The organism is Peribacillus sp. YIM B13481 (assembly GCF_042787985.1).
Classification (GTDB): Bacteria; Bacillota; Bacilli; order Bacillales; family DSM-1321; genus Peribacillus; species Peribacillus simplex_A.
Window position 1 is genome coordinate 40,145 of the sequence record NZ_JBHZPE010000011.1, and the last position, 15,871, is coordinate 56,015.

A 15,871-nucleotide genomic window follows, 5' to 3' on the forward strand; every position below is an offset into this window, starting at 1 on the left:
GGGCGTTATCGATGTATCAGGATCGGCCCATTTTAACTGTATTCACTAATTCAGTTGAACTGGGTGAAAAGCTGGAGTTGCAGTTCAGGAATATTGAATGGATGCGATTTTAATAGATTCGTGATATTAATTACAAAGTTTGTCCATTCATTATATTATCCGGATCGTTCTTCTTTCCGCAATTCTGTTTAATTATAGCATTATTTTGGACGAGTCTGAATAATCATGGAAGAAGAGCAGGTTGTTTTATGTATCGGTAAGCGGCAGGTGTTGTTGGATGAGTAAAGCGAGAGCGCCTGTTGAGATGGATACAGGAGCCTATTTCATTCTATTCAAAGGGATGTGTGATACTTGATGGAGTTCAGGAAAATGAATAATCAAGAAATGGAGAAAGCGCTTCAAACAAACGTTACACACGGTTTGGACGATGATGAAGTAAAGGACAGGCTGCGAAAGAATGGCTTTAACGAATTGAAGGAAGGTGAAAAACAATCAGCCATCCTGTTATTTTTCGCACAATTCAAGGATTTCATGGTCATAGTTTTACTTGCCGCGACCTTAGTCTCCGGGATTTTGGGCGAATATATCGATGCGATTGCCATCATGGCTATTGTTTTTTTGAATGGATTACTTGGTTTTTTTCAAGAACGGAAGGCTGAAAAATCCCTGGATGCCCTAAAGGAAATGGCAGCGCCGCAGGTCAACGTACTTCGGGATGGACACTGGCTGAAAATCCCTTCGAGAGAAGTTGTTGTGGGGGATATTCTGAAGTTTTCGAGCGGTGACCGAATTGGTGCCGATTTACGGATCGTCGACCATTCAAGCCTTGAAATTGAAGAGTCTGCCCTTACCGGTGAGTCACTCCCGGCTGTTAAATGTTCTGATCCATTGATGAATGAGGTCGAAGGTATCGGTGATCAGGAAAATATGGCTTTTATGGGAACGATGGTTACAAGAGGGAATGGAGTTGGAATCGTAATCGCTACAGGAATGAATACGGCGATGGGAAAGATTGCGAACCTCCTGCAGACTGCAGAAACAAAAGAAACACCTCTTCAAAAGCGATTGGAGCAGTTAGGGAAAATTTTGATCGTCACGGCTTTAATATTAACCGTGATCGTGGTGCTGACTGGCGTCATTCAAGGACATGACCTCTATACGATGTTTTTAGCCGGGGTATCTTTGGCTGTTGCGGCGATTCCCGAAGGCTTGCCAGCCATTGTTACTGTAGCCTTGTCTTTGGGCGTACAACGTATGATCAAACAAAAAGCGATAGTCCGCAAGCTTCCTGCAGTAGAAACGCTTGGCTGTGCAACGGTAATTTGCTCAGATAAAACAGGTACACTGACGCAAAACAAAATGACGGTGACGAAGGTTTGGAGTGGGGGGAAAACTTGGGATGTCGGCGGGACTGGTTATAATCCTGTCGGTGAGTTTTCTTTAGAGGGAGTTTCAGTTGCTCCGAAAAACCAAAATGCCTTGCTTCAAATAATTACATTCGGCATGCTCTGTAACAAAGCTGAGTTAAATGAGAATGGCAAACGATATATATTAGAAGGTGATCCGACAGAAGGGGCGATGTTGGTCGCGGCAATGAAAGCGGGTTTGACAAGGGAACACTTATCTAAGCGGTTTACGGTAGTCAAGGAGTTTCCATTCGACTCGAGCCGCAAAATGATGAGTGTCATAGTGAAGGATGATAAAGATAATCATTTTGTCATCGTAAAAGGGGCCCCTGACGTATTGATCGCCCAGAGTGACACGATTCTATGGGAAGGAAAGTCGGAAATATTGAATCGCGAGAGTAAGGAAAGGGTGCAACAGGACATGAATGAGCTTGCCTCACAGGCACTTCGAATGATTGCTGTTGGTTATAAACCCCTTCCCAAAGGAACGATTTTGCTTCATGAAACAGAAGCGGAGCGCAATTTGACCTTTATGGGACTGCAGGGCATGATTGATCCCCCCCGCCCAGAAGTGAAGCAGGCAGTTAAGGAATGCAGGGATGCTGGGATCAAAACAGTCATGATTACTGGTGACCATGTAATAACCGCAAAGGCAATAGCTAAAGAACTTGGTATTTTAAAAGGAAAAGACCGTGTACTTGAAGGAAGGCAATTGGCTGGTATGGAAGTTGGGGAACTTGAGGAAGTTGTTGAAAGTGTGTCGGTATTTGCCCGCGTTTCCCCAGAACATAAATTAAAAATCGTAAAAGCCTTGCAAAATAAAGGACATGTCGTCGCAATGACAGGGGATGGTGTCAATGATGCACCTGCGATAAAATCAGCGGATATAGGTATATCAATGGGTATAACTGGGACTGATGTCGCTAAGGAAGCATCTTCCTTGATATTGGTTGACGATAATTTTGCCACCATTAAATCAGCCATCAAAGAAGGCAGGAATATTTATGAAAACATCAGGAAGTTCATCCGTTATTTGCTTGCTTCCAATGTTGGGGAGATTTTGGTCATGTTTTTTGCGATGCTATGTGGCTTGCCATTACCTTTGATACCAATCCAGATTTTATTCGTGAACCTTGTTACGGACGGTCTGCCTGCGATGGCGTTGGGCCTGGATTCCCCAGAAGAAGATGTAATGAAAAGAAATCCAAGAAATGCAAACGAAGGTGTTTTCGGACGAGGGCTTGGCTGGAAGATCATCTCACGCGGTTTTCTGATTGGTATTTCTACATTGATAGCATTTTATGTGGTATATCGTGCAAATCCGGGTAACCTTGCTTATGCACAAACAATCGCGTTTGCAACCCTGGTACTAGCTCAGCTAATACATGTTTTCGATTGCAGAAGTGAACGTTCGATCTTCTCGAGAAATCCATTCGGTAATTTTTATCTAGTGGGGGCAGTACTGTCCTCCCTGTTATTAATGCTAGCAGTCATGTATGTGCAGCCTTTGCAAACCATCTTCCACACTGTACCGATTTCAGGAAGGGATTGGCTATTGGTAATAGGAATGTCATCCATCCCAACTTTTTTACTGGCTGGAACCTTTTTAGCAAGAAAAGCACAATGAAATATGATATAATCTTTAAGGTGGTAGAGTTTTGCTCTATTGCCTTTTTATTTTTGTAGTATTTTATTTGTAAGCTAAAGTTTTCATGCTGTAGCTAATATATAATGAATGTTAACGCGAAATTACTACATTATGCTTGATAGGATGTGGAACCATGGTTACCAGTATGACGGGCTATGGAAGAGAAGAAGCGGAAAACGAACAGGTCAAGGTTTTTGTCGAGATTAAGACGGTGAACCATCGTTTTTGTGAATATACGATTCGAATGCCGCGCCAGCTTTTGGTTTTGGAAGAAAAGGTGAAGAAAAAGGCGAATCAATACATAAGAAGAGGACGAGTGGAAATCTTCATTACGGTGGAAGGTGAGAGCCTGGTTGCCAAAAAGGTGAAGATCGATTGGGAGCTTGCTGATCAGTATGTGGGATTGATGGATGAAGCCAAGGGAAAATACAATCTGGAAAGTTCCATTACCTTACAGGATTTACTGCAACTTGAATCGATTTTCATGACAGAAGAAGTACCTGCAGTTCCTGCCGATTTGGAAGCCTTGTTATTGAAGGCTGTCATGGGGGCATTGGAAAATCTGAAAAAAATGCGGACTCTGGAAGGTCAGGAACTTGCCCTGGACATGAAATACCAGCTTGAAAAGTTTGGTGAGATTGTTGTAGGGCTCAAAAACTATGCACCTTCAGTCGTCGAGAAATATAAAGCCCGGTTGGAAATCAAACTAGCCGAGTTGACAGAAGGATTGATTGAAGATAGCCGTATTGTGACAGAAGCGGCCATTTTTGCCGATAAGTGTGATATAAATGAAGAACTGACCAGACTCGAAAGCCATGTACAGCAATTTTCAAGGACGCTTACCCATAGTGAACCAATTGGAAGAAAACTCGACTTCCTTGTCCAGGAAATGAATAGGGAAGTTAATACGATTGGATCAAAGGCAAATGATTCGGCCATTACCAAAGATGTGGTGGAAATGAAAAGTCTGCTTGAAAAATTAAAAGAACAGGTTCAAAATATCGAGTAGTCGGTTTATGATGAACCTAACAAGGTGACAATAGAAATATGAATGGGGGACAAAAATGTCAATTAAGCTCATTAATATTGGCTTTGGCAATATCGTTTCCGCAAACCGGATCGTATCCATCGTGAGTCCTGAGTCTGCTCCGATTAAAAGGATTATCCAAGATGCCCGAGACCGCGGATCCTTAATAGATGCTACATATGGTAGAAGAACCAGGGCCGTTATAATTACAGACAGCGACCATGTTATCTTATCTGCCGTTCAACCGGAAACGGTTGCCGCACGGCTTCAAGATAGAGATGACAGCGTAGAAGAGGGGTAACTGAAACAATATGAGAGAAAAAGGTTTATTAATCGTTTTATCCGGTCCATCCGGTGTTGGTAAAGGAACAGTAAGGAAGGCGATTTTTTCTCAGCCTGGAACGGCATTTGAATATTCAATTTCGATGACGACACGGCTGCCCCGCCATGGGGAAGTTGACGGAGTGGACTATTTCTTCAAAAAACGCGAGGAATTCGAAGCATTGATCGCAGAAGGCAAATTGCTAGAATATGCAGAGTTCGTCGGGAATTATTATGGAACGCCCGTGGATTATGTCCGTGAAACAATTGATTCCGGAAAAGATGTATTTCTGGAAATTGAAGTTCAAGGAGCTAAACAGGTCCGGGAGAAATTCCCTGAAGGACTTTTCATTTTCCTTGCTCCTCCAAGCTTGACCGAACTCGAAAGCCGCATCGTTACTCGCGGAACCGAGACGGAGGAAGCGATAAAAGGACGGATGAAAGTGGCCAAGGAAGAAATAGAACTTATGGATCTTTATGATTATGTTGTTGAAAATGATCATGTGGATGCTGCATGTGCCAGAATTAATGCAATTGTAATTGCTGAGCATTGCCGTCGGGCAAGAGTTGCTGTTTTATATAAAAAAATGTTGGAGGCGGAATAAACTATGTTATATCCATCAATTGATTCGCTATTACTTAAAATCGATTCTAAATACTCGCTTGTATCAGTGGCAGCTAAACGTGCAAGGGAAATGCAAATTAAAGATAATTGCCTTATAACCAAACCGGTTTCCCATAAATCCGTAGGTCGTGCCCTAGAAGAAATTCATACCGGTAAATTGACTTACGATAATTCTTACGAAGAAAACTAAGAGAACAAATAAGCTTGACCCATCGGGCCTGACACCCTAAAGCAAACAGGATGCGTTACATTTGGAAAGTTGCTTCCTTCCTGCGGCCAAGGTGTCAGGCCTGTTTGTTTTGATTTCTCAAAGATAACGATGCCATTGATGAAGCAGGCATAGATATGAAATGTTTAAGGAAATCCATAAGTTATTGCGCAATTCAAATGAAATATCTTCAGTTATCGTTCATAATTAATAAAAATAGAATGTATAGTTAGGGGAAATTTGCATGCTTATCGATAAAAAAGTACTTCTTTGTGTCACCGGCGGGATTGCTGTATTTAAGGCTGCTGCCCTGACAAGTAAATTAACTCAAGAAGGTGCGCATGTTAAAGTGATCATGAGTGCATCGGCACGAAAGTTCGTGACGCCGCTTACTTTTCAAGCACTTTCGAGAAATGATGTGTACACAGATACATTTGATGAGAAGGATTCTTCAGTCATTGCCCACATCGACTTGGCTGATTGGGCTGACATTATCCTAGTAGCTCCAGCTACAGCGAATGTCATTGGCAAGATAGCCAATGGAATCGCGGATGATATGATCACGACCACACTTCTGGCAACAGTGGCACCTGTTTGGGTGGCGCCGGCAATGAACGTGCACATGTACGCCCACCCGGCGGTCCAGAAAAACATGGAGACACTTCGTACGTTCGGATATCAATTCATTGAACCAGGTGAAGGGTATTTGGCTTGCGGTTATGTAGGAAAAGGACGATTGGAGGAACCGGAAACGATCGTGGCACATCTCATTCATTATTTTGGTGAACGGAAATCACAGCCTCAGCTTCTTAAAGGAAAGAAATATTTGATAACGGCAGGGCCGACTCGTGAAGCAATCGATCCGGTGCGTTACGTGACGAATCATTCCAGCGGAAAAATGGGATATGCCCTAGCTGAGCAGGCAATTGAATTGGGCGCTGAGGTGACATTGATCACTGGCCCTGTGAACTTGACGCCGCCTTCCAAGGCCAGAGTAATTCCTGTGGAATCGGCAGCAGATATGTATGAAGCGGTTTTCGGTCAGTTCGATTCCAGTGACGTTGTAATCATGACGGCTGCGGTGGCAGACTATAAACCGAAGAATTATCATGCTCAAAAGATGAAAAAGCAGCCAGGTGAAAATGTAATTGAATTTGAACGTACTAAGGATATCCTTAAGGAACTTGGTGAAAATAAAACCCATCAGATTTTGGTAGGGTTTGCGGCTGAAACGAACAATGTTGAAGAATACGCAAGAGGGAAATTAGTGAAAAAGAATGCAGACATGATCGTTGCCAATAATGTTACCGTCGCTGGGGCAGGATTTGGAACGGATACGAACATAGTGACCATTTACGATAAAAATGGAAGTGCTACAGAACTTCCAAAAATGAGTAAAGCGGATATAGCTAAAAGCATCCTGGCAGAAGTATCTCGCATGCAAAAGGAATGATGTCTTATGGATATTGCATCGGTCATAGTGGATGTACCTGCTAAACAAACGGATCGAGAATTTGACTACCGTATACCTGAAAAGTGGAACCTAGTCATCAAGCCCGGAATGCGGGTCATTGTGCCATTCGGTCCAAGAATGGTGCAGGGGTTCGTCACAGGATTAAAAGCTAAAAGCGACTTTGCGAAATTACGATATATAAAAGAACCAATGGATTTGGAGCCCATCCTTAATGATGAATTGCTTCAGCTGGGTGACTGGTTGACCAAAGAGGCCATGTGTTTTAAAATTTCAGCCCTACAGGCCATGCTTCCGGCAGCAATGAAAGCAAAGTATGAAAAAGTGATCAATGTCATTGAAGATAAAAAGAATCAGCTCCCACCCTTCATTCAAAGTCTTTTCGGAAAGAATGATGCATTATCTTGGAAAGAAGTGATTGAAGGGGAGAATGCCTCACTTTTTCAAAAGGAAATACAAAATGGCAATCTAGAGCTTGTGTATAATGTGAAAAACCGACTTAATAAGAAGACCGTCCGTGTCATTAAATCCCTGCTTTCCTCTAAGGAACTGAAAGAAATGGCATCAGCCATTTCCAGCCATGCAAAAAAACAACAGGAACTCCTTCAATACTTTATTGAACATCAAGAGCCAGTTCCGTTAAAGGAATTGCTTGAATTGATCAACACATCAAGCAGTACCGTCAAATCCCTAGTGTCAAAAGGGGCCTTGGCGGAAATGGATCAGGAAATATACCGTGATCCTTATGAAAATCGGGTGTTCAAAAAATCCAATCCCTTTACTTTAACAGAAGAGCAAGCAGCTGCCTTGAAGCCCATCCATGAGAAAATAAATCATGATGAACATGATGTCTTCCTTTTATATGGTGTGACCGGGAGCGGGAAGACGGAAGTGTATCTGCAGGCAATTGCCTCTGTCATTGAAAAAGGGAAGGAAGCCATCATGCTGGTACCTGAGATCTCCTTGACGCCACAGACGGTGAAGAGGTTTAAAGAACGATTTGGAGAGCAGGTCGCTGTCATGCATAGCGGTTTATCCGTAGGTGAAAAATATGATGAATGGCGGAAAATTCACCGCAAAGAGGTAAAAGTTGTGGTGGGCGCGCGTTCAGCCGTGTTTGCTCCTTTTGAAAACCTGGGACTGGTCATCATTGATGAAGAGCATGAATCCAGCTATAAGCAAGAAGAAACGCCAAGGTATCATGCTAGGGATGTTGCCATTGAAAGAGCGAAATCTTATCAGTGTCCGGTAATTCTAGGTAGCGCCACTCCTACACTTGAATCTTTTGCGCGAGCCAAGAAAAACGTCTATAAATTACTGACCCTTAGTCAAAGGATGAATAAAAATGCATTGCCAGCAGTGGATATTGTAGATATGAGGGAAGAACTAAGGACGGGAAATCGCTCCATGTTTTCGGAACTGCTCTTCACCAAGCTCAAAGACCGGCTTGAAAAAGGGGAGCAAACAGTATTGATGCTAAATAAACGGGGACATTCTTCCTTTGTGATGTGTCGAAGCTGCGGATTGGTCATCAATTGCCCTAATTGTGACATTTCACTCACCTATCATCGCTTTAATGATATAATGAAATGCCATTATTGTGGGTTTGAAGAGGGAATGCCTTCCGTTTGCCCTGAATGTGAAAGTGAACATATAAGGTTCTTCGGTACAGGCACCCAAAAGGTTGAAGAAGAGCTTGCAAAAATTCTCCCTGATGCACGGGTGATACGAATGGATGTCGATACAACGAGTAAAAAGGGTTCACATGAGCGTTTGCTGAATGCCTTTGGTGAAGGAAAGGCTGATATATTGCTAGGCACCCAAATGATTGCCAAGGGCCTTGATTTTCCTAATATCACGCTTGTTGGAGTCCTTTCAGCGGATACTATGCTTCATCTGCCTGATTTCCGTTCTTCGGAAAAGACATTCCAGCTGCTGACACAGGTCAGCGGAAGGGCGGGACGTCATCAGCTTCCGGGAGAAGTGGTCATCCAAACCTATACACCTGAGCACTATAGCATCGAGCTTTCTGCCTTGCAGGATTATGATGCTTTTTATGAACGGGAGATGCATCTACGGAGGCAAAGTCATTATCCTCCCTATTATTACGTTGTCCTTATAACCGTTTCTCATGAAGACTTAATGAAGACGGTGAGTGTTACTGAGAAAATAACCAATTATTTAGGTTCTCGATTGAATCGGGATTCTATCGTTCTCGGTCCTGTTGCTTCGCCCATTAGCCGAATCAACAATAGATATCGTTATCAATGTCTGATAAAATACAAACGAGAGCCGGACCTTAATCAGCATTTACGTACACTTTTAGAGCATTATCAAAAAGAAACGGCTCAAAATCTTCTGCAGATTTCAATAGATTTAAATCCACAGATCATGATGTAATTGATTAAGAAATGGATGGTTTATGCGAGCTGTTAAAGCTTGCGTTTTTATATAATGAAGTGCTGTTTTTCATATCTAGGAGGGTACCTTTAATTTTGGCTATTTTACCGATTGTCATGTTTCCTGAAAAAATTTTACAACAAAAATGCGATAAAATAACAAGTTTTGATAAAAAGTTGGCAAAGATGTTAAATAACATGTACGAAACGATGGTGGAGGCGGATGGCGTTGGTCTTGCAGCACCTCAGGTTGGCGTGAAAAAGCAAGTGGCCGTCGTCGAAATAGAGGAAGGATCAGGTGTAATCGAACTGATTAATCCAGAAGTGCTGGAAATGGAAGGCGAACAGACTGGTGTTGAAGGATGCTTGAGCTTCCCAAGTTTATATGGTGAAGTTACTCGCCCATACCGCGTAAAAGTGCGGGCACAAGACCGTAAAGGATCTTTTTTCGAGTTAGAAGCGGAAGATTTCCTCGCAAGGGCCCTTCAGCACGAAATCGATCATCTTCAAGGGGTTTTATTCACGAGTAAGGTCTCTCGTTATATTTCGGAAGAAGAGTTAGAAAGGTATGAAGAAGAATGACAAAAATTATCTTTATGGGAACACCGGATTTTTCAGTGCCGGTATTGAAAAGAATCATCGATGAAGGGTATGACGTGATTGCTGTCGTCACACAGCCCGATCGTCCAGTAGGCCGCAAAAAGGTGCTAACGCCGCCGCCAGTTAAGGTCGAAGCCGAAAAGCAGGGGATTCCTGTTTATCAGCCAGAAAAAATCCGTGAACAAGAAGAACTTGAAAAGATCATTGCATTGAATCCTGACTTAGTGGTGACGGCTGCTTTTGGACAAATCCTTCCGAATGAATTGTTGGATGCTCCTAAGTACGGATGTATTAATGTACACGCCTCCCTGCTTCCTGAACTACGTGGAGGGGCGCCCATCCATTATTCCATTTTGCAGGGGAAAGATAAGACTGGGATCACCATCATGTATATGGCGGAGAAATTGGATGCCGGGGATATATTGACTCAGGCGGAAGTTGCCATAGGGGAAGAAGACAATGTCGGCACACTGCATGATAAATTAAGCAAGATAGGGTCAGATTTACTTGCAGAGACTCTGCCAAAAATTTTAAATGGGGGTTTACAGGCGATCAAGCAAGATGAGAATAAAGCGACTTTTGCGCCTAACATTAAACGGTCGGAGGAAAAAATTGACTGGTCGAAATCAGGGGAAGTAATCTATAACCAAGTGCGTGGCCTGAATCCTTGGCCTGTTGCCTATACAACCTTAGACGGATCCACTTTAAAAATTTGGCAGGCAAAGAAACGTGAAGAGGGCAATCGTGCCGTGCCAGGCACTGTCATTGAAGTACGAAATGATGGTTTCATCGTCTCGACAGGCAACGAGACGGCAATACTAGTTACTGAATTGCAGCCTTCAGGAAAGAAAAAAATGCCGGCCAAAGATTACTTGCGCGGAGCCGGGTCGTTCATTAAAGCAGGCATGAAGTTAGGAGAACAGAATGAAGCAAACTAAAAAGGGAGTACGTGAAATCGCTCTCGATATTTTGGAATCTGTGGAGAAAAACCAATCCTACAGTAACCTATTACTGAACAACTTGATTAAAAAGCATCAGTTATCCGGTGTGGACAGCGGTTTGCTTACAGAGATAAGCTACGGTACCATACAGCGGAAGATGACTTTGGATTACTATTTGAACCCGTTTATTAAACAACCTAAAAAAACGCAAAGCTGGGTCATCAATTTACTTAGGCTTTCCGTTTACCAAATGGTCTATTTGGATAAAGTGCCAGATCATGCGATCATTTTTGAAGCTGTCGAAATTTCAAAAAAGCGCGGACATAAAGGGACTTCTTCAATGGTCAATGGCGTGCTTCGTAATATTCAAAGAAATGGGGTTCCATCTTTTGATGATATCAAAGATGATCTGGAACGGCTTTCAGTCGAAGTAAGTCATCCAATTTGGTTGGTCAAGCGTTGGGTAGAGCAATTTGGTTATGAAAAAACCAAGGAAATGTGTGAAATCAACTTGACTGCACCATTACAGACGGGACGGGCTAATTTAAAGAAGACTTCACGCAGCGAACTAATCAGCATTTTAACGGAAGAAGGATATGATGTTGAAGCAAGTGAAGTCGTTCCCGAAGCCATCGTCAGCTATAAAGGTAATCTTGCTCATTCAGAAAGCTATAAATTGGGGTATTTATCGATTCAGGACGAAAGTTCAATGCTTGTAGCCCATGCATTGGGTGCAAATGAAAATGATGCTGTACTCGATTGCTGTGCTGCACCTGGAGGGAAAACGACACATATCGCAGAAGGCTTGACCACTGGTCAAGTATATGCTCTTGACCTTCATGAGCATAAGGTCAAACTCATCAAAGAGCAGGCGGAGCGCCTGAAACTCAGAAATAATATTAAGACAATGGCCCTTGATAGCAGAAAAGTGCGAGAACACTTTAATAAGGAAGGGTTTGACAGGGTCCTGATCGACGCACCATGTTCAGGGTTGGGAGTCATGCGCCGGAAGCCTGATGTAAAGTATACAAAAACAAAAGATGATATAATGAAACTCTCAAGTATACAAAAACAATTATTGGAAGCTGCCGCCCCGCTCGTAAAGCAAGGCGGACGGTTAGTATATAGTACCTGTACGGTGGATAAAGAAGAAAATGACAAAGTCGCTGCAGCATTTTTGGAAAGCCATCCGGATTTTGAAAGCGATGCGACCCTGTCTGCAAGAATGCCTGAAAGCGTTCAGCCATTTATCGAGGGTCATACACTGCAAGTTTTTCCGCAATATTTTAGCAGTGACGGATTCTTTATTGCGAGTTTTAGAAAGAAGGTGCTGTAATGGCAGAAATCACAAAATCATCTAGAGTAAAAAAAGACACAACACCAGAAAAACCATCGATCTACTCATTAGAGCTTCACCAAATTAAAGAATGGCTTATTCAAAATGACGAGAAGGCATTCCGGGCCGATCAAGTTTATGACTGGCTTTATAAAAAGCGTGTCTCCAGTTTTGAAGATATGTCCAACCTTTCGAAATCTTTACGAGATAAGCTGGAATCACAATTCACCTTCACTACATTGAAAACTTTGATTCAGCAAACGTCCAATGACGGAACGATGAAGTTTTTATTTGAACTTCATGATGGATACTCGATTGAAACGGTGCTGATGCGCCATGAATATGGAAACTCCATTTGCGTGACAACACAGGTAGGGTGTAGAATTGGCTGTACATTCTGTGCCTCGACACTTGGCGGTTTGAAGAGAAATCTTGAATCGGGAGAAATTGTTGCCCAAGTCGTAAAAGTTCAGCAAGCACTTGACGAAGTGGAAGAACGTGTTAGTTCTGTCGTAATCATGGGAATCGGTGAACCGTTCGATAACTACGATAATATGATGTCATTCTTGAAGAATATAAATCATGAAAAGGGCTTGAACATCGGGGCACGTCATATTACCGTTTCCACAAGTGGAATCATTCCAAAAATCTACAAATTTGCCGAAGAAAGCATGCAAATCAACTTTGCTGTTTCCCTGCATGCACCGAACACGGAATTGAGAAGTAAATTGATGCCGATCAACAAGGCCTACAAACTTCCGGACTTGATTGAAGCCATCAAATACTATACAGAAAAAACAGGGCGCCGTGTAAGTTTTGAATATGGTCTATTCGGTGGCGAAAATGATACAGTGGAACACGCCGAAGAATTGGCAGATTTAATAAGCGGGATAAAATGCCATGTCAATTTAATTCCGGTTAACTATGTACCGGAACGCAACTATGTACGTACACCTCGGGACCAAATTTTTGAGTTTGAAAAAACATTGAAGAAGCGCGGCATTAATGTAACGATCCGAAGGGAACAAGGCAGTGATATTGACGCAGCCTGCGGCCAGCTTCGGGCCAAGGAGCGCAAAGAAGAGACGAGGTGACCCTATGAGGGCAATATTTAAAACAGACCGTGGAAAAGTCCGCCAGCATAATGAAGATAATGGCGGAATTTTTAAGAACTCGGAAGGCGTTCGCCTTGCCATCGTTGCAGATGGCATGGGCGGCCACCGTGCCGGGGATGTAGCGAGTGCAATGACGATAGACCTTTTGAAAAAAGGCTGGGAAGTATCAAGCGGGATCGAAACGGCAAATGATGCTGAGGATTGGCTGAAACAGCAAATCGTCTTGGTCAATCAGTTGCTTTTTGAACATGCCGAAGCAAATACGGAATGTAAGGGTATGGGGACAACGATTGTTGCAGCCATTTGCACCGACAAGTTTGCTACCATTGCCAACATCGGGGACAGCCGATGTTATTTGTATAATGAGAGCGGTTTTAAGCAGGTCACGGAAGATCATTCACTTGTTAATGAACTGGTCCGTTCTGGGCAGATTTCGAAGGAAGATGCCGAGAACCATCCACGAAAAAATGTTTTATTACGAGCCTTGGGGACAGAATTGCAAGTGGAAATGGACATTACGACGGTCATCTTTGAGGAAAATGATTTACTATTGCTTTGTTCGGATGGTTTGACGAATAAAGTGAGTGAACAGGAACTTGAAGATACGATAACCAATGGGCAGCCACTTGAAGAAAAGGCGAATTCATTAATAGATATGGCCAATCACTACGGTGGGGAAGATAATATCACTCTTGTGCTTGTTCAATTTACTGAAGAAAGTGAAAGCAGGTGAATTGAATGTTGATTGGTAGAAGAATCAACGGCCGTTATAAACTGATCGAGATGGTCGGTGGCGGCGGTATGGCGAATGTTTACCTTGCAAGGGATATGATTTTAGATAGGGATGTTGCATTGAAAATCCTTCGCATGGATTTTAATAACGACGAAGAGTTCATCAAGCGCTTCAATCGGGAAGCCCAATCGGCAACCAGTTTGGCCCATCCCAATATCGTAAGCATTTATGATGTCGGTGAAGAAGAGTCCATCTATTATATTGTAATGGAATACGTGGACGGTTTTACACTTAAGCAATACATACAAAAATATTATCCCATTCCAGTTGATAAAGCCTTGGATATCATGAAGCAAATCACGGCAGCTATTTCTCATGCCCATCATAATGGGATCATCCATCGTGACATCAAGCCACAGAACATTTTGATTGATAAAGAAGGAACCGTCAAGATTACGGACTTTGGAATTGCATTGGCCCTGAGTGCAACAAATATAACTCAGACTAACGCAGTCTTAGGCTCTGTTCATTATTTATCTCCAGAACAGGCTAGAGGCGGAATGGCCAATAAAAAGTCGGACATTTATTCACTTGGCATCGTCATGTTTGAATTACTGACGGGGAGATTGCCTTTTTCGGGTGAATCTGCCGTTTCGATAGCTCTTAAACATTTACAATCGGAAACTCCTTCGCCAAAACGCTGGAACTCTGAAATACCTCAGAGTGTGGAAAATATTATCTTGAAAGCGACAGCCAAAGATTCATATTACCGCTATGAGAGCGTAGACTCAATGGAAGATGACATTCGGACGTCACTTAATCCTGAACGTTCAAATGAACTGCCTTTTACGATTCCTGAAGATCATGATGCGACCAAAGCCATCCCTGTCATTACGGACGATCAGCTTTCAAGCATAGATGAGACTATCATTAGAGGTCCGGAAAAAAATACTTTAGTCTATGCGGATGATGGGGAAAGTGGATCAGAAGCAGAGAGTAAATCGAAGAAACAAAAGAAACAGAAGAAACAGAAAAAACAAAAAACGAAGTCAGAACAAAAAGATAAAAAACGAAAGAAAATGCCTGCCATTTTGGTGACCACCTTTTTAGTACTTGCCCTACTTGCTGTTTTATCTGTCACTGTTTTACCTTCCCTCTTTGGTTCGAAGGAAGTGACAATCCCTGACCTTAAAGGGAAAGAATTGGATGATGCCATTACTGAATTGCTTAAATTGGATTTGGTCATCGGAGATACGATTGAGATTGAAGATGAAGAGGTTGATGCGGACCTTGTGATCAAAACCAACCCTAAGGCAGGTAAGACTGTCAAGGCAGGCGCAGAAGTCGATATTTACCAAAGCATTGGTAAAGAAACGATTTCATTGTCCAGCTATGAAGGCCGAGATTACTCAGATATTAAATCATTGCTTGATAAAATGGGATTCAAAAACATAATCGTGACCGAAAAATATGATGACAGTGCTCCCGGTACAATCATAGAACAAAGGCCTTCGGGTGCCACTGATATCGTACCATCGGAAACGGAGCTTGAGTTAACGGTCAGTAAAGGGGAAGATTTATTGAGCTTGAAGAACTTAACAGGGTTCAATGAAACTGGCCTTAATGATTATTCCAGTGATAGTGGAATAAAGGTCGATGTGGAAAAAGAAGTCTATGATGATTCCGTTGCAGAGGGGCTTGTCATTTCCCAGTCACCAGAACCGGGTACGAAGGTGGAAAGGGGCAGTACGGTGAAAGTGGTCCTTTCAAAAGGGAAAGAAGAGATTCCTCCTAAGAAGGTAACGGAGGAAATCAAAATCGAGTATGATCCGGTTGAGCCGGGCAAAGCCCAAAAGATACAAATTTTCATTGAGGATATCAACAATAGCATGACGGAGCCTAAAGAAACATTCTTTATCGTGGAAAATGCCAAGCGAACGATCGAATTAACGGTTTCCCCGGATAAGAAAGCAGGATATAAAGTCATGCGGGATAATCAGGTCATCATCGACCAGGCCGTCTCTTATCCAGAATAAATTTA

General features: G+C 42.6%; 13 protein-coding genes. All 13 read left to right on the forward strand.

The features are described 5' to 3' along the window. Positions 1-354: 354 nt before the first annotated feature. The 13 genes from ACFX4X_RS09220 (at position 355) to pknB (ending at position 15,866) form a co-directional block, all read left to right on the forward strand. Positions 355-3,033, forward strand: a complete 2,679-nt coding sequence (locus tag ACFX4X_RS09220; protein WP_284472098.1) for a calcium-translocating P-type ATPase, SERCA-type — start codon at positions 355-357, stop codon at positions 3,031-3,033. A gap of 154 nt (positions 3,034-3,187) precedes the next feature. Beyond that, positions 3,188-4,063 (forward strand): YicC/YloC family endoribonuclease, encoded by an 876-nt coding sequence (locus tag ACFX4X_RS09225; protein ID WP_061462357.1) that lies wholly within the window; start codon positions 3,188-3,190, stop codon positions 4,061-4,063. A gap of 55 nt (positions 4,064-4,118) precedes the next feature. Beyond that, positions 4,119-4,382: an extracellular matrix/biofilm regulator RemA gene (gene remA, locus ACFX4X_RS09230; RefSeq protein WP_034313813.1), complete on the forward strand. Its 264-nt coding sequence runs from the start codon at positions 4,119-4,121 to the stop codon at positions 4,380-4,382. Between the two features lie 10 nt (positions 4,383-4,392). After that, entirely contained in the window at positions 4,393-5,007 is a 615-nt protein-coding gene (gene gmk / locus ACFX4X_RS09235) for a guanylate kinase (RefSeq protein ID WP_377383046.1), read from the forward strand. Positions 5,008-5,010: 3 nt separating this feature from the next. Next, positions 5,011-5,217, forward strand: coding sequence for a DNA-directed RNA polymerase subunit omega (gene rpoZ, locus ACFX4X_RS09240; protein WP_061462359.1), 207 nt, complete (start codon positions 5,011-5,013; stop codon positions 5,215-5,217). Between the two features lie 262 nt (positions 5,218-5,479). Further along, positions 5,480-6,688 carry a bifunctional phosphopantothenoylcysteine decarboxylase/phosphopantothenate--cysteine ligase CoaBC gene (coaBC, locus tag ACFX4X_RS09245; RefSeq protein WP_284471304.1) on the forward strand — a complete coding sequence of 403 codons (1,209 nt, stop codon included), beginning with the start codon at positions 5,480-5,482 and terminating at the stop codon, positions 6,686-6,688. Positions 6,689-6,694: 6 nt separating this feature from the next. Further along, a complete protein-coding gene (priA, locus tag ACFX4X_RS09250; RefSeq protein ID WP_061462361.1) occupies positions 6,695-9,106 on the forward strand; it encodes a primosomal protein N' in 2,412 nt (803 codons plus the stop codon). Positions 9,107-9,201: 95 nt separating this feature from the next. Then, positions 9,202-9,687 carry a peptide deformylase gene (def, locus tag ACFX4X_RS09255; RefSeq protein ID WP_061462362.1) on the forward strand — a complete coding sequence of 162 codons (486 nt, stop codon included), beginning with the start codon at positions 9,202-9,204 and terminating at the stop codon, positions 9,685-9,687. After that, the gene (fmt, locus tag ACFX4X_RS09260) at positions 9,684-10,643 is read left to right on the forward strand and encodes a methionyl-tRNA formyltransferase (RefSeq protein WP_377383049.1); all 960 of its coding nucleotides are present in this window, start codon (positions 9,684-9,686) and stop codon (positions 10,641-10,643) included. Before def ends, fmt begins: the two co-directional genes overlap by 4 nt. Beyond that, positions 10,630-11,982: a 16S rRNA (cytosine(967)-C(5))-methyltransferase RsmB gene (gene rsmB, locus ACFX4X_RS09265; RefSeq protein WP_377383051.1), complete on the forward strand. Its 1,353-nt coding sequence runs from the start codon at positions 10,630-10,632 to the stop codon at positions 11,980-11,982. The genes fmt and rsmB overlap by 14 nt, the downstream gene beginning before the upstream one ends. Then, positions 11,982-13,076, forward strand: a complete 1,095-nt coding sequence (gene rlmN / locus ACFX4X_RS09270) for a dual-specificity RNA methyltransferase RlmN (protein WP_061462365.1) — start codon at positions 11,982-11,984, stop codon at positions 13,074-13,076. Before rsmB ends, rlmN begins: the two co-directional genes overlap by 1 nt. A gap of 4 nt (positions 13,077-13,080) precedes the next feature. Further along, on the forward strand, positions 13,081-13,830 hold the full coding sequence (locus ACFX4X_RS09275) for a Stp1/IreP family PP2C-type Ser/Thr phosphatase (protein ID WP_061462366.1): 750 nt from the start codon (positions 13,081-13,083) through the stop codon (positions 13,828-13,830). A gap of 5 nt (positions 13,831-13,835) precedes the next feature. After that, positions 13,836-15,866, forward strand: coding sequence for a Stk1 family PASTA domain-containing Ser/Thr kinase (pknB, locus tag ACFX4X_RS09280; RefSeq protein ID WP_089362430.1), 2,031 nt, complete (start codon positions 13,836-13,838; stop codon positions 15,864-15,866). Positions 15,867-15,871: the final 5 nt, after the last annotated feature.

What these genes read in the sequence shown, in the direction of transcription:
- ACFX4X_RS09220 (WP_284472098.1), top strand. Translation starts at nt 355, where the DNA reads ATGGAGTTCAGGAAAATGAATAATCAAGAAATGGAGAAAGCGCTTCAA.
- ACFX4X_RS09225 (WP_061462357.1), top strand. Translation starts at nt 3,188, where the DNA reads ATGGTTACCAGTATGACGGGCTATGGAAGAGAAGAAGCGGAAAACGAA.
- remA (WP_034313813.1), top strand. Translation starts at nt 4,119, where the DNA reads ATGTCAATTAAGCTCATTAATATTGGCTTTGGCAATATCGTTTCCGCA.
- gmk (WP_377383046.1), top strand. Translation starts at nt 4,393, where the DNA reads ATGAGAGAAAAAGGTTTATTAATCGTTTTATCCGGTCCATCCGGTGTT.
- rpoZ (WP_061462359.1), top strand. Translation starts at nt 5,011, where the DNA reads ATGTTATATCCATCAATTGATTCGCTATTACTTAAAATCGATTCTAAA.
- coaBC (WP_284471304.1), top strand. Translation starts at nt 5,480, where the DNA reads ATGCTTATCGATAAAAAAGTACTTCTTTGTGTCACCGGCGGGATTGCT.
- priA (WP_061462361.1), top strand. Translation starts at nt 6,695, where the DNA reads ATGGATATTGCATCGGTCATAGTGGATGTACCTGCTAAACAAACGGAT.
- fmt (WP_377383049.1), top strand. Translation starts at nt 9,684, where the DNA reads ATGACAAAAATTATCTTTATGGGAACACCGGATTTTTCAGTGCCGGTA.
- rsmB (WP_377383051.1), top strand. Translation starts at nt 10,630, where the DNA reads ATGAAGCAAACTAAAAAGGGAGTACGTGAAATCGCTCTCGATATTTTG.
- rlmN (WP_061462365.1), top strand. Translation starts at nt 11,982, where the DNA reads ATGGCAGAAATCACAAAATCATCTAGAGTAAAAAAAGACACAACACCA.
- ACFX4X_RS09275 (WP_061462366.1), top strand. Translation starts at nt 13,081, where the DNA reads ATGAGGGCAATATTTAAAACAGACCGTGGAAAAGTCCGCCAGCATAAT.
- pknB (WP_089362430.1), top strand. Translation starts at nt 13,836, where the DNA reads ATGTTGATTGGTAGAAGAATCAACGGCCGTTATAAACTGATCGAGATG.